This window comes from Pseudomonas sp. KH_021 (genome assembly GCF_057838865.1).
In genome coordinates this window covers 4,028,042-4,040,446 of record NZ_CM174477.1, presented here as the reverse complement: position 1 = coordinate 4,040,446, position 12,405 = coordinate 4,028,042, and the positions used below count along the sequence as shown (strand labels likewise).

12 protein-coding genes and 3 pseudogenes are annotated in these 12,405 nt (G+C 59.7%); 8 read left to right on the top strand and 7 right to left on the bottom strand.

All coding sequences use genetic code 11. The annotated features are described in order from the left end of the window. Positions 1–309 precede the first annotated feature (309 nt). The 3 genes from AC3IX4_RS18545 to AC3IX4_RS18535 all read left to right on the top strand — a co-directional run bounded on the left by AC3IX4_RS18545 (position 310) and on the right by AC3IX4_RS18535 (position 2,612). Positions 310–513 carry a hypothetical protein gene (locus AC3IX4_RS18545; protein WP_489256862.1) on the top strand — a complete coding sequence of 68 codons (204 nt, stop codon included), beginning with the start codon at positions 310–312 and terminating at the stop codon, positions 511–513. A 32-nt stretch (positions 514–545) separates the two neighbouring features. After that, positions 546–2,098, top strand: a protein-coding gene (locus AC3IX4_RS18540) for an IS3 family transposase (RefSeq protein ID WP_489256773.1) whose coding sequence is annotated in 2 segments (ribosomal slippage) — positions 546–1,008 and positions 1,008–2,098 — 1,554 coding nt in all. Because the reading frame shifts where the segments join, the coding sequence is not laid out codon by codon here. A gap of 25 nt (positions 2,099–2,123) precedes the next feature. Next, entirely contained in the window at positions 2,124–2,612 is a 489-nt protein-coding gene (locus AC3IX4_RS18535; protein ID WP_489256861.1) for a malonic semialdehyde reductase, read from the top strand. 274 nt (positions 2,613–2,886) lie between these two features. Here AC3IX4_RS18535 and AC3IX4_RS18530 read toward each other — a convergent pair whose 3' ends face one another. After that, positions 2,887–3,522, bottom strand: a complete 636-nt coding sequence (locus AC3IX4_RS18530) for an SCO family protein (RefSeq protein WP_489256860.1) — start codon at positions 3,520–3,522, stop codon at positions 2,887–2,889. Positions 3,523–3,558: 36 nt separating this feature from the next. Continuing rightward, entirely contained in the window at positions 3,559–5,397 is a 1,839-nt protein-coding gene (locus AC3IX4_RS18525) for a multicopper oxidase family protein (RefSeq protein ID WP_489256859.1), read from the bottom strand. 489 nt (positions 5,398–5,886) lie between these two features. Here AC3IX4_RS18525 and AC3IX4_RS18520 point away from each other — a divergent pair, with 489 nt between their 5' ends. Further along, on the top strand, positions 5,887–6,282 hold the full coding sequence (locus AC3IX4_RS18520; protein WP_489256858.1) for a DoxX family protein: 396 nt from the start codon (positions 5,887–5,889) through the stop codon (positions 6,280–6,282). A 631-nt stretch (positions 6,283–6,913) separates the two neighbouring features. Here AC3IX4_RS18520 and AC3IX4_RS18515 read toward each other — a convergent pair. After that, positions 6,914–7,108: pseudogene (locus tag AC3IX4_RS18515) on the bottom strand (Mut7-C RNAse domain-containing protein); the annotation flags it as partial. Between the two features lie 328 nt (positions 7,109–7,436). Between AC3IX4_RS18515 and AC3IX4_RS18510 the strand changes: the two are divergent. Next, complete coding sequence (locus AC3IX4_RS18510; protein ID WP_489256857.1) at positions 7,437–8,744, top strand: Nramp family divalent metal transporter; 1,308 nt, start codon at positions 7,437–7,439, stop codon at positions 8,742–8,744. Here AC3IX4_RS18510 and AC3IX4_RS18505 read toward each other — a convergent pair. The 3 genes and pseudogenes from AC3IX4_RS18505 to AC3IX4_RS18495 form a co-directional block, all read right to left on the bottom strand. After that, positions 8,720–9,085, bottom strand: a pseudogene (locus AC3IX4_RS18505) (RES domain-containing protein); the annotation flags it as partial. The gene AC3IX4_RS18510 and the pseudogene AC3IX4_RS18505 sit on opposite strands and share 25 nt — an antisense overlap. Beyond that, positions 9,085–9,252 (bottom strand): annotated as a pseudogene (locus AC3IX4_RS18500) (antitoxin Xre/MbcA/ParS toxin-binding domain-containing protein); the annotation flags it as partial. The pseudogenes AC3IX4_RS18505 and AC3IX4_RS18500, both read right to left, overlap by 1 nt. A gap of 350 nt (positions 9,253–9,602) precedes the next feature. Beyond that, complete coding sequence (locus AC3IX4_RS18495) at positions 9,603–9,893, bottom strand: type II toxin-antitoxin system ParD family antitoxin (RefSeq protein WP_489256856.1); 291 nt, start codon at positions 9,891–9,893, stop codon at positions 9,603–9,605. Positions 9,894–10,198: 305 nt separating this feature from the next. Here AC3IX4_RS18495 and AC3IX4_RS18490 point away from each other — a divergent pair, with 305 nt between their 5' ends. Both AC3IX4_RS18490 and AC3IX4_RS18485 read left to right on the top strand, forming a co-directional pair. Then, positions 10,199–10,804, top strand: coding sequence for an RNA polymerase sigma factor (locus AC3IX4_RS18490; RefSeq protein ID WP_489256855.1), 606 nt, complete (start codon positions 10,199–10,201; stop codon positions 10,802–10,804). Next, positions 10,798–11,025 (top strand): zf-HC2 domain-containing protein, encoded by a 228-nt coding sequence (locus AC3IX4_RS18485; RefSeq protein ID WP_489256854.1) that lies wholly within the window; start codon positions 10,798–10,800, stop codon positions 11,023–11,025. Before AC3IX4_RS18490 ends, AC3IX4_RS18485 begins: the two co-directional genes overlap by 7 nt. 116 nt (positions 11,026–11,141) lie before the next feature. Here the strand turns inward: AC3IX4_RS18485 and AC3IX4_RS18480 are convergent, their stop codons facing one another. Continuing rightward, positions 11,142–11,432: a hypothetical protein gene (locus AC3IX4_RS18480; RefSeq protein WP_489256853.1), complete on the bottom strand. Its 291-nt coding sequence runs from the start codon at positions 11,430–11,432 to the stop codon at positions 11,142–11,144. A gap of 198 nt (positions 11,433–11,630) precedes the next feature. On the opposite strand from AC3IX4_RS18480, the gene AC3IX4_RS18475 reads away from it, so the two are divergent. Continuing rightward, positions 11,631–12,371 carry a transglutaminase-like cysteine peptidase gene (locus AC3IX4_RS18475; protein WP_489256852.1) on the top strand — a complete coding sequence of 247 codons (741 nt, stop codon included), beginning with the start codon at positions 11,631–11,633 and terminating at the stop codon, positions 12,369–12,371. Positions 12,372–12,405: the final 34 nt, after the last annotated feature.

Below are 12,405 nucleotides of genomic sequence, written 5' to 3'. Positions count from 1 at the left end.
ATCCGGCCGGGCGGGAGAGTCGACCGCCAACTCATCGTCAGTGAGAAGGCGAACATGGGGTCATGCCGAGATAAGGGAAAAATTAGGACAACTGCGCCGTAAGCGGTTGATCTATAGGGGCTCGCTCAGGACATCCCCTCCTGGCCTGGCACCCACGCAGTCATTAGGCCCCAGCGGTAGGCTGGTTGCGCGGTTTGATTGGCGAGCAAGCCCTGGATACATCCAAAACCAGAGCCTAAACTCTAAGGTCCGTTGCCGTTTCGTCGCCTTCACGGCATAGCGTGAACCCATCGTTTACAGGAGACCAGCATGAGCGAGCGATTGAGTGATAAAGGGATCGATTTGCTGTTTCGCCAGGCGCGCACTCATAACGGCTGGCTGCCCACGCCCGTCAACGACAACGTGTTGCGCGAACTTTATGAGCTGATGAAATGGGGGCCTACGAGCGTCAACTGCTCGCCGGCGCGTATCCCCCGGTGTCAGGATAGTTGTCGCCTCTCCGATTTTTCCTAAAAAAGCATATCGGGGGCGGAAAGAGACTGGTCGTGCCGTATTATTCACCTGAACGCAGAGCCGCATTGCTCAAGATGCTGCTTCCCCCACTGAGCCTGTCGATGGCCGAGGTTTCTCGGCGCGAAGGGGTCAGCGAAATGTCTTTGTCCAACTGGCGCAAGCAGCTCAGTTCTGAAGGAAATGCAGTGTCCGAAAACAAGCCGTTGACCGAGAACTGGTCAGCCGAAACCAAGTTTGCTGTCGTCCTTGAAACCGCCAGCTTGTCCGAGATCGACCTGGGCGAGTATTGCCGGCGCAAAGGCCTTTACCCCGAGCAAATCAGCGCGTGGCGACAAGCCTTCATTACCGGCCAGAAGTCGGATAAAGCCCTGCAAAAAGAGGATCGAGAGCAGTCGCGCAAGGATAAGAAGCGTATCCAGGAGCTTGAGCGAGAACTGCGCCGCAAAGATAAGGCGCTCGCTGAAACAGCCGCGTTGTTGGTGCTGCGAAAAAAGCTCAACGACTACTGGGGGACCGACAACGAGGACAACTGACGTCTTTGCCGCAACGGCAGTTGTTCGTTGACTGGCTGAGTGAAGCGGTCATGGCGGGAGCCAGAAAAATCCGGGCCTGCCAGGAGGTCGGTTTATCGCCGCGAACCCTGCAACGCTGGACCGAAACTGAAGTCGTTCAGGCCGATGCTCGAACGACGGTCGTGCGGCCAACGCCCTGTAACGCACTGAGCGAGGGCGAGCGACAGGTGATTGTGACGCTGTGCAACAGCTCTGAGTACGCCCATCTACCGCCGAGTCAGATCGTGCCGCGCCTGGCCGATCAAGGGCGTTATCTGGCGTCGGAGGCGACGTTTTATCGCGTCTTGCGGGCGGCGGGTCAACAGCAACACCGAGGTCGTAGCCAACGCCCCAGGCGGCATGCCGCACCGACGACGCATGCGGCCAAAGGGCCCAATCAGGTGTGGTCGTGGGACATCACCTATTTACCGTCGCCGATACGTGGAAAGTATTACTACCTCTATTTGATCGAAGATATTTACAGCCGCAAAGCCGTGGGCTGGGAGGTCTACGACGCGGAAAGCGGCGAGAAAGCCGCTGCGCTGCTGCAACGCAGCGTGAGCGGCGAGCAGTGTTTGCGCGAGCCTCTGGTGCTGCACTCGGACAACGGAGCGCCGATGAAATCGGTGACGCTGTTGAGCAAGATGTATGACCTGGGCATCACGCCCTCGCGGGGCCGACCGCGGGTCAGCAACGACAATCCCTACTCGGAGTCGTTGTTTAGAACGCTGAAATACTGCCCGCAATGGCCGCCGGATGGCTTTGCCAGCTTGGACGCTGCACGCGCTTGGGTGAGGGATTTCATGCGCTGGTATAACCACGAGCACCGGCATAGCCGTATCCGGTTCGTCACGCCAGCCGAGCGGCATCGAGGAATGGACCATCAGGTCCTGGCCCGACGGCATGAGTTGTATGAGCGAGCCAAGGAGAAAAAGCCGGAGCGGTGGTCAGGCCGGACGCGTAACTGGCAGCCGATCGGTACCGTGTTGTTGAACCCGGATCGAGAGCAACAGGTCGAGAAAAGAGCGGCATAGTTAGACGGTTGAAGCGACAAGTACCTTGAAAAACGCCGGTATCTTGTTCTTGCGCACCCCAGAGGCGAAGCAACGGCTTCTGCCCGCCTTGTCACCGGGCAATATAGAAAAAACGATGAGCGCGCCCGTCACCGCCATCATCGCCTATGACGGCAAGTTTTACGAAAAGCTGCCCAAATTGTTTCCGCACACGGATGCACGAGCCTGGTTCGTGGACACACCGGAACTAGCCGAAGTAACCGCGCGGCGCAACAGCTCGCTGCAAGGCGCGTATTTCATGCTCGCCGCACGCGCCGTTGGACTGGACTGTGGCCCGATGTCCGGCTTCGACCAAGCTCTGGTCGACCATGAGTTCTTCCCATCTGTTGGGTCCCATCCTGAGCTCCAACAGGAGCACTTTTCCGACAGCCACGTCAAAACCAACTTTCTCTGTAATTTAGGTTACGGTGATCCAGCAAAATTGCACCCCCGAAGCCCACGCCTAGACTTCGACGAGGCGTGCAAACTGCTCTGAGCGACGTCTTGAGCCTGCGTGGCAGTCCCGAGCGAAATGCTCCAAGGTGTCCCGGAGATCGACTTCACGGTGACCCGCCGGGTCGCTGAGAACCGTATAAGCCGGAAACGCAAAAGGGGTGTTGAATTGAAGTCCATTCGACACCCTTAAAGGACATTCAACACCTGCCGGCGTCAAGCCTTCATGCGTGAGACTGGCAGAAGCCGGGAAGTACCAGGAGCCGAAGAACCTTCCACCACGCCGGCTTCCGTCCGCAACCGGGAGGCCCGGCATCTCAGGCTGTGTGCACGACCGCGTGGTCCAGGTGGTTGAGCGTGCTGAGGATCTGCTCGGACGCGGCGAGGGCCGGTGCCATCGACCAACGGTTGAAGCGGTCGTTGCCGATCCGCACCATGCCGGTATGACTGGCCTTGTTGTCGTCGATCAGGGGATCGGGATCGTAAAAACCCAGCCCGTAGCGCAGCCGCTCCATATCGGCAGGATCGCCGGTGAGAAACTGCCAGCCCGGTTTGATCCGGTGCTGCTCGGCGTACTCCTTGAGCATCCGCGGGGTATCCAGTTCCGGCTGCAGGGTCAGGGAGTAGAGGAAGACATCGCGTCCGGCCCGATCGCCGAGCAGTTTCTGCACGCCCTTCAGGTTGGCGGTGATGGTCGGGCAGCGATCGCCGCAGGAGGTGTACATCATGTTGATCAGCACGACTCGATCTCGGATCAGGTCGTCGTAGAACTTCACCGCTTTGCCTTCGTGAGTGTACAGCGTCACGTTCGGCAACGGGTTTGCCAGGTGGCCGTCGCCACTGGTTCGCGTGGTGCGCGGCGTGAGTTGCCAGTCGGGGCTGCTGGCGTGCCAGGCGGCCAGTCCGAGTGCAGCGGTACCCAGGCCAGCCAGGAGGTTTCTGCGAGTGTTCATCGATTCGTTTCCGAAGTCAGGGATGAGGGCGCGCGTTCAACTGCTGCTACCACTTCCGTCACTGCCACTGCTGTCGTCCTCGGCCACGATGTCCCAGCGCACCATCATCATGTGGTCCTCGTGGATCATGTTGTGGCAGTGCATGACGTATTTGCCGACGAAGTCGCGAAAGCGCAGGAAGACGCGCGTTGACGAGTTCTCCCCAAGGACGAAGACATCCTTGCGCCCTTGCTCATGGGCCGGCACCGGCACGCTCTTGCCATCGACGACCTTGCTGAGCACGCGCCCTTCCTCGAAGTGGATATGCACCGGGTGATGCCAGCCACCGCTCGGGCTGACCAGCTCCCAGATTTCGCAGCTGCCCTGTCGGATTTCCGCGCTGCGTTTCTGGACGTTGAAGATCCGGTCATTGACTGTCCACAGGCCGCCCTTACGGCCGAATTCCCAGCGCCGCACCTTCGCCTTCTGCAGTTCCTCGGCGGTAATGGGCCGCAGTTCGCGCAGTTTGGCCGGGACACGGCTGTTGTCGGGGGCGGCACGGTTGACCACCAGTTTGAGGATGGGCGTGCCTGGCGCGCGGATATCCTTCGGGCCGCGGGTACTCTCTTGGCGCAAGCGGTTGACCAGGTACAACTCGGTGCCCAGCGGGTACTGGGAGAAGTCGACTATGATGTCGCCGCGTTCGGCCACACCCAGCTCCACCTTGGTCTGGTTGTACAGTGGCGCTGGCAGCAGATTGCCGTCGTTGGCGATGTAGGTGAATCGCTGCACGCGGTTGTTCGCGTCGACCAGGTAGAACGCATAGAAACGGCTGGGGCCGCTGTTGAGTAGGCGCAAACGGTACTTGCGCGCCGCCACGTTCAGCACCGGCTCGATCTTGCCATTGACCAGGACCTTGTCGCCGAGGGTGCCCTCAGGGTTGAGCTGGTCGAAGTAGAGCATGCCTTTTCGGTCGAAACGGCGGTCGCAGATATTCAGTGGATAGTCGTAAATGCCAGCGGGCAGACGCAGTGCGTTAGGGTTGGGGTCGTTTTCGTCGCCCGAATCCAGTTCGTCGTAGAGCAGGTAGAAACCCGCCAGGCCGCGATACACGTTGGCGGCGGTGAAGTCCAGGCAATGGTCATGGAAGAACAGCGTGCCGAGGGCTTCCCGTGGATCCCCGCGGCCATTGCCCAACTCGTCGTAGCCGGCGCAGATGTTGGGGTAGAAATGGTCCTTGTAACTACCCGGGGCGGAGAGAGTCGGCCCGGCCTTGTTGGCGCTGTAGTAGTCGCCGGGGAAGCCATCGCTCTCGGACGGTGCATGCAGATTGTGCAGGTGGGTGGAAATTTCCGGGGTGCCGAAGCCCTGGTGATCGTGCGGCAGATCGTTGTGCATGCGCAGCAATAAGGGGCTCCCGTAGCGGGCCACGATCACCGGACAGAACATCTCCGGCGCTGGCACGCTGGGCTGGTAGCTCCACACCGGCTGCGCGGGCAGGGCGGGGTTGAACACCCAGCTGCGTTCCACCGCATGCAGCTCGTATTGGGCCGGTTCGACTTGGCAGAGCTCGTCATAGCGCTGATGGGCGTCGCGGCCACATTCGCCATGTCCCCGATCGGCTTGCACCTGATGCTCGGGGCTCAGCGCGCTGATCGCCTGGAGCGGGGTGATCGCATTCGGCAGTTGCTCGACCCAAGGGGTGGTCGGGGGGCTGGGTGGTACCACCGGCGCGCCGATGTCATCGTCACCGCCTTTACCGAGGGCCGCACCCTGCCTCAGGAGCACGGGCGCGGCCACGGCTGCGGCTCCCAGCTTCAGAAAGGAGCGTCTGCTCGGGCGGTCATCGACAGGTGCGGGTTGGGCATCGGGGGATTTGCGGTCACTGGTGTTCATCGTCCTTCTCCGGCTACTCGTCAGGCGTGGGGCAAGGCAAGGCCATGGCGAGCGGCGGTCCGTGAAGGGCGGAGCTGAGGCGGGTTGGCGAGAGTAGCGTGGCTACCCGGTGATGCATTGCAGTGCTGTCCATGCTGGGTCACCTTATGCTGCAGGTTGCGGCGCGGAGATAGGCGTAATGGCAGGCCCCTGCAGTGGGTCATAGCAAATGCCATGCCACCGACGGCAGCTGCTTCGGCAGTGCGCGCGCAACCACGGCGTGCGCGGCGTTGCGCCCCGTTGGGGGGGATCGGGGGGGGGATTGGGTGGGAATGTCCCCAGGTCTGGGGGTGAACGGGGGGCACAGGGTCGCTGTTTGGAGGCATGCCCTCCACGACCCGGGCCCGGACGGCGGGTGTGGCTGCCCGCTGCCTTTACTTCTTCAGAATCTGTGCCTCACTGCAGTTACGCGTTGCCTGCGACGCTCGACCTCGCTCAGGAGAACCTCCCGTGTCTGCGCTCATCGACCAACTGAATACGCTCTGGGCCCCGCGCCTGTTGAGCGTGCTGCGCATCGTCACCGCCTTCCTGTTCCTCCAGCATGGCACCGCCAAGTTGTTCGGCTTCCCGCATGTCGCCTTTTTCGATGGGTTGAATCTGTTTTCCCTGATTGGCTTCGCCGGGGTGCTCGAAGTGGTAGGCGGCCTGCTGCTATTGCTCGGCCTGCTCACTCGGCCGACCGCCTTTATCCTGTCTGGTGAAATGGCCTTTGCCTACTTCATCGGCCATGCTCCCGGGGGGTGGATTCCGCTGCTGAATGGGGGCGAGCCGGCTATCCTGTTCTGCTTCATCTTTCTCTACCTGGCGGCGGCCGGGGGCGGCGCCTGGAGCCTCGATCGCCGGTGATGCCGGAATAAGCCGGGGTGCGATTGGGCCTCGCGCGGTCGCGCCGAAGGGGCCTGTCCGGCCGGGATTCGGCGTCGCACGCCGCGCGGCGCCGGCGGTGTCAGCCGCGCCAATGCGATGCCGGCTCAATCCCGCGCGCGGCTGAACACGTAATCGTGGTTTTTTCGGAGGTGTGGCAGGCAAAACAGGCCGCGGCAGCATCGCTGCCGACCACACGCCGCGCCGGCTCACTTTTACAGCGTCAACGACCACGATAGTTGTTAACCCAGCCCGATAAAAGGCATAGTAAATTCAATCATTTATAGAACCAATGTCCTAATTTTCCTTTATCTCGGCATGCCCCCTGATACGGCATCCATCGCTGGTCAGTGCCAATGCAAATGGGTGGTATGCCTGGTCAACGGGAATGCTTCTGGTGGTCAAATGGCGTGCGATTTCGCACATATCAAGCGAATTACGTCGGCCCACCCGACTCGAACACAAGACAGAGGGAATATCCGAGTCCAACTCTAAGCAGAAGTGGGCGAGGGAAATTCGATGGCGGCCTTTCGTCAAGGGCCGCTTCTGGCCGTTATCTACCTGATGCAAAAGCCAGTTATCCTTGGCAACGCAGCCGGCCCGATGCGCTCGGCTATCGGTCCAGCAGAGGTGCCAGCAGTGCACACATGCCGCGCCAGTGCGAACCCTCCCAGTAAACCCGTTGGCAGGCGTCGCAGCGCAGGAAGTGCGAATAGAGGGCGCCAATGCGTGGCGGCACCTGCGGCCGGGCCAGTTCCGGGCTGATCTCGTGCAGCGGCAGGTTGCAATGAAGGCACAGGCTGAATGGTGAATTAATCAGCGCCTCCCTAGAGGGTGTAGACAAAATTATGTAGTGAGTCGGCGCGCCAATATGCGAGCCTCGGCCAGCCTCACTCACGGTGAGCGCCGGTCGTGGCGCATGATCAGTCGCCAGACTCTGACGCGGCACGAGCGGCCGGCCTGACGCCCGGTTGGGGCAGACTTCAACCGGACGCAACAGTGCCGGACAATGCTTGCAGCAGATCAGCATGGCTTAGCGTACAAACATCTCCATTTTCTGCGATTACCCCAGACGCAGCGACCGGCCCTGATAACGTCTACTCTCGATTAAACACAAGCTGTCAGAGGGCGCCCCGATGGACATTGAGCAGAGCACAGCCAAAGCGCGGTCAGAGCCAGAGCAACGTATCGACGACGATGGCGGTCTGCCGGCGAAGTGGCGGGTGATAGGCCCTGGGCTGGTGGTTGCCGCTACGGGCGTCGGCGCCGCCGACATGGTGGCGACCTTGGTCGCCGGCTCACGCTACGGCTACGGGCTCTTGTGGGCGGTGATCCTGGGTGTGATCCTCAAGATCATCCTGGTCGAGGGTGCTGGCCGCTACACCCTTGCGACCGGCAAAACCATCTTTGAGGGTTGGCAATCGCTGGGGCGGTGGACGACCTGGTATTTCGGCCCCTACATCATGATCTGGGGCTTCGTATACGGCGCAACAGCCATGTCTTCGGCGGCAATGCCTCTGGCAGCACTCTTCCCGGCTATTGATCTGAAGATCTGGGCGGTGGTGATGGGGCTCGCCGGCTTCACCATGGTGTGGTTCGGCCACTACGCATTCTTCGAGAAAGTCACGGCCGTGCTGGTCGGCCTGATGTTCGTGACCGTCGTCGGCCTGGCCGTGATCGCCGCGCCGAATATCCCGGAGATGTTCCAAGGACTCGTGCCAATGATCCCGGCCGGCGGCCTGATCTACACGCTCGCATTGGCGGGCGGCGTCGGCGGCACCATCACCCTGGCCGCCTATGGCTATTGGCTGCGCGAGAAGGGCTGGTACACACCAAAGTGGATGAAGGTCATGCGCATCGACAACGCCATGGCCTATGTGCTCACCGGCGTCTTCGTGATAGCGATGCTGATCGTCGGTGCTGAAGTGGTCCGAGCTGCCGGCGTCTCATTGAGCGCGGGCGACGCCGGTCTGCTCGACCTGACCGCCGTTCTGAACGAACGGTACGGCAAATTCATTGGCACCGCCTTCCTGGTTGGCTTCTGGGCCGCAGCGTTTTCTTCCGTCATCGGTGTTTGGAACGGAGTGTCGCTGATGTTTGCGGACTTCTGGGGCAACATGCGCGGCAAAGCGTCAGGCCATCCAGACACCCGCATCGGCGGTAAGTACTTCCGCTTTTACGTGCTCTGGCTAACTTTTCCGCCCATGGTGCTCTTTCTCCTGAACCAGCCCATCGGCCTGATCCTGGCCTACGGCGTACTGGGCTCCATGTTCATGCCATTCCTGGCGGTGACGCTGCTTGGGCTCCTCAACGGCAAACGCGCGCCCAAGGGCTGGGGCAACAATGTGTTGAGTAATGTGCTGCTCGGCTTCACCGCGCTGCTGTTCATCGTGCTGGGCGTCCAGCAATTGCTGAAGGCGCTTGCGCCGCTCTTCGCAGCTTGAGGATCTGCGGTCGCGGCAGAAGCCGCCTGGCTTTGCCGCGCGACGCGCATTCGGGGGCATGCCGAGATAAGGATGCCGTCGGTGAAACGGCTGGTTTTGCCGATATGGGTGAACGCGCCATGACGGGTGATGAACCGGGCCCGGAGATTCGGTCTTCCGGGAGCACTCTGGAGAGCACGCCGGCTTCTTGCAGCAACCGGTCGTTGGTCAGGGCTTCCAGGGCGTAAGCGGTTTGCAGGTCCTCGGGATCGAGCACGTCTTCAAGCAGGGTAAACGGTGGAAACGTGCTGTTAATCATCCGGTAGGCGGTCCCACTCCGGGAGCGTCTGTTCCGGCACCATCAGCCGCGGACTCCATCGAGGTAGCGACGCACGACAGCGATGTCCACCACCCGGCCGGCCAGCATATAGGCAAGTGCCGACTAACCATTGAACGGGGCGGCGGTGTTCGGGCTACTGACCCATTTGTAGGCGCGGTCGCGGTTATTGCTGAAGATGATGCTCAGGGTGTCCAGCAGCGCCTGGATCATCGACGCCAATGCGCTCGGTTAGGCCTGTGTCCATATTTTGATCGTTTTGGCTTGTAGACGGTTTCCTTAATTGGCTGTAGTTGGCTCTCAGTAGCACAGCATGGAATAATTTTTCCTGTAGCTGTTGACAGGTCGGTCGAACAAGTCCATTCCTGAGAGGGGAATACGAAAAAACCTTTGTTAATCAAATGGTTATAGACTAGATTAAAGTCTCGTTTCCCGCTCCATATATAGATTTGCAGGGTTCCTTTGGATTCTGTGAGTCATTGAAAAAAGGACCTTAGGGTCCTTTTTTCGTTTCAGTAATTCCACTCGATACTGCGGCATGCTCAGTGTTTCTCTTTCGCGGGGAGGGTTGCCTCCAGGCTCAAGCCCTCAAGGTAGTGCTCCAGATCCCCTTCGTTCAACTGAGTAAAGCGCCCGTGCTCAAGATCCATGATGCCGATCGAGGTCGCCTGACGCAGGGCCTCAATTTTGGCGGTGTCTTCGGCGACGCGCTGTTCCAATAGCCGCAAACCTTCTCGCATCACTTCGCTGGCATTCTGATAGCGGCCGGACTGCACCAGGTCATGGATAACCTGTTCCTGGTGAGGGGTGAGCACAACGTTTCGCGTCGCCATCATTAGCTCCAACTGTGGACAAACAGGTTATTTCGAGCAGCTTGGCTCCTACAGGAAACGTAGGAGCGCGGCTTGCCGGCGATGGCATCACCGTGGTGTGCCTGTTACAGCGCGGTGGCTGCATTGCAAGCAAGTGGCATATTTTGCCAATTTGCCAGTTTGGCAATCAAGGTCGGTGCCTAGGTGCAATCATTGATCTGTTCTGCGGTGATTTCAAACTCGATGGGTAGGCCACCGCCAGCGAAGCTATTCTGTAATTGCGATGTACTACGTCACGACTCGACGGGTTACCTGAGGACAAGCTCGTGGACGATGAGCAGAAACTGATCAAACGGCTGCGCGAAGGTGACAGCGACGCCCTTGAGGCCGTTATCAAGCTTCATCATGGCTTCCTGGTCGCCATGGCCATACCTTTGGTCGGACCGGAGTCGGCTCATGATGTAGCGCAGGAAACCTGGCTGAGGGCCTTGGCCGCGATAAACAAGTTCGAGGGTCGGGCCAAGCTGCGAACCTGGCTGGCCCGGATCGCCATCAATGAGGCTCATGCAATGAGGCGCAAGCGAGGGCGTGAAGTTCCCCTGGAGAGCTGGAGCGACGACGCCAGTTCACCGATCAGCCAACGCTTCAACGAGCAGGGCGCCTGGGAAACCCCACCCTGCCAATGGCATCACGAAAGCCCAGAGGCGCTGTTGACCGAGACAGAGTTGCACGCGTGCATCCACAAGCACCTGCGCCTGTTGCCTGGCAACCAGCAACTGGTGGTACTGATGCGTGAATTGGGAGGCCTGGATTACGACGAAATCGCTCAAGCCCTGGGTTTGACCGAAGGTAATATCCGCGTGTTGTTGCACCGGGGGCGTCAGCAAATGCAAGTTATGCTCAATCACTTTCAGGAGGAAGGAACATGCTGACCTGCCACGAAGTCTCGGAATTGGGCTCCGAGTTTATCGAGGGGCATCTGAATTTTCGTACCCGCTGGGCAATGCACATGCATCTGCGCAGATGCTCGCGCTGCGAACTGTACATCAAGCAACTCGAGCTGACCTCCCGAATGCTGCAGAACATTCCCTTCAAGGATGAAGCCGTAGACAGCCAGGCCATCATGAAGAAACTCAACCAGTCCGATCGATAGGTCGTGCTGTAAACAGCGCGTGAGGTGGGGGGCATTGGGCACATCCGTGTGCCGGAGATGAGGATACTGGCTGGGCTAGCATCTCGTGTCTTGATTCATGCTGCACGTACATGTCCTCAATGGGCGCTGCGATAGAGCTTTCTGTCCCTCAGGATGGGCGACTCGAAATCGGGTTCCGACATTTGGAGCTGCTGGTCTTGCTGATCGAGCTCAACCCCGGAAGCGGTAGGTTGTGTCTTGATCATTTGAACATAAGGATCGCTGGTGTCCTGGCTGGGACTATTGCTGAACAACCCTTGTGTTTGCAGGCGAGAATCTATCAGGCGGTCGCTGCCGTTTTCGCCCAGTGCCATGCCCGGCCCCATCATGAGTGCCGCCAGTGTAGTCACGTACAGTATCGATTTCATGGTGCGATCCTCCATTTATGGTGTTCCCGTATTCGGATGGATGGGAAGGCGCTTTGTTACAACCGCCCCGCCAAGTTTTCCTGTTAGCCGACGGACGTACCTTGCCTGTTGACCGGGCAAGGCCTTATGGTGGAAATGCCTGTTGAGTTCTCTCAGCAATAATCTTTTGTCACATGCCATGGTGCCTTGGAGAGTTACTTGATAGGACTGTACTTTCTCGTGTCGATTTTGGTGGAGCACCGGCGGAAAATGCTGCTCGGCCTGCTGTTGAGTAGCGGGCTGATCGTGGGTGTCGCCAAAGCCGCGGCAGCCACACCGAGCGCGCATCGAAACGAGCAAGCCACCCATCGGCTCCAGGACTGGCATGCCCTGATCGCTGATTCGACCGCACTGAGCGACGCTGAAAAACTGCAGTTGGTGAATACGTTTTTCAATCGCCATATCCGTTATGGCGAAGATTCAGACGTGTGGGGGCAAGTCGACTACTGGGCCTCGCCGCTGGAAACCCTCGAGCAGGGCGCTGGCGACTGCGAGGACTTCGCCCTGGCCAAGTACTTCACCTTGCGACTGCTCGGCATTTCCGAGCAGAGTCTGCGTCTGGTCTACACCGTGCAGACTTCGGCAAAACAGGCGCACATGGTGCTCGGCTACTGGTCGGATACCGCGGCAGCGCCGGTACTGCTGGACAACATCACCCCGGCCATTCTTCCCATTGCTCAACGCCTTGACCTAGAGCTGCAGTTCGCCTTCGGGGACGTTGACCTCTATCGGTTCGAGCACAATCAGTTGCAGAAGGTCGGCACGGCCGAACGGCTGCCGCATTGGTCGAACCTGATGACCAAGCTCAGGCACGAAGGCTTTACCATGGTCAGTGGCCAGGGGATCAGCCTGTCGCCGCCACTTCACCTTTCAGCCATTCAAGGAAGCGTGCTGAGATAAAGCGACCACGAGTCGCTCTAATTCGAATGTCTTG

Excerpts from the sequence above, each read along its gene's own strand:
- AC3IX4_RS18545 (WP_489256862.1), top strand. The coding sequence starts at position 310 with ATGAGCGAGCGATTGAGTGATAAAGGGATCGATTTGCTGTTTCGCCAG.
- AC3IX4_RS18530 (WP_489256860.1), bottom strand. The coding sequence starts at position 3,522 with ATGAACACTCGCAGAAACCTCCTGGCTGGCCTGGGTACCGCTGCACTC.
- AC3IX4_RS18525 (WP_489256859.1), bottom strand. The coding sequence starts at position 5,397 with ATGAACACCAGTGACCGCAAATCCCCCGATGCCCAACCCGCACCTGTC.
- AC3IX4_RS18510 (WP_489256857.1), top strand. The coding sequence starts at position 7,437 with ATGGACATTGAGCAGAGCACAGCCAAAGCGCGGTCAGAGCCAGAGCAA.
- AC3IX4_RS18495 (WP_489256856.1), bottom strand. The coding sequence starts at position 9,893 with ATGGCGACGCGAAACGTTGTGCTCACCCCTCACCAGGAACAGGTTATC.
- AC3IX4_RS18485 (WP_489256854.1), top strand. The coding sequence starts at position 10,798 with ATGCTGACCTGCCACGAAGTCTCGGAATTGGGCTCCGAGTTTATCGAG.
- AC3IX4_RS18480 (WP_489256853.1), bottom strand. The coding sequence starts at position 11,432 with ATGAAATCGATACTGTACGTGACTACACTGGCGGCACTCATGATGGGG.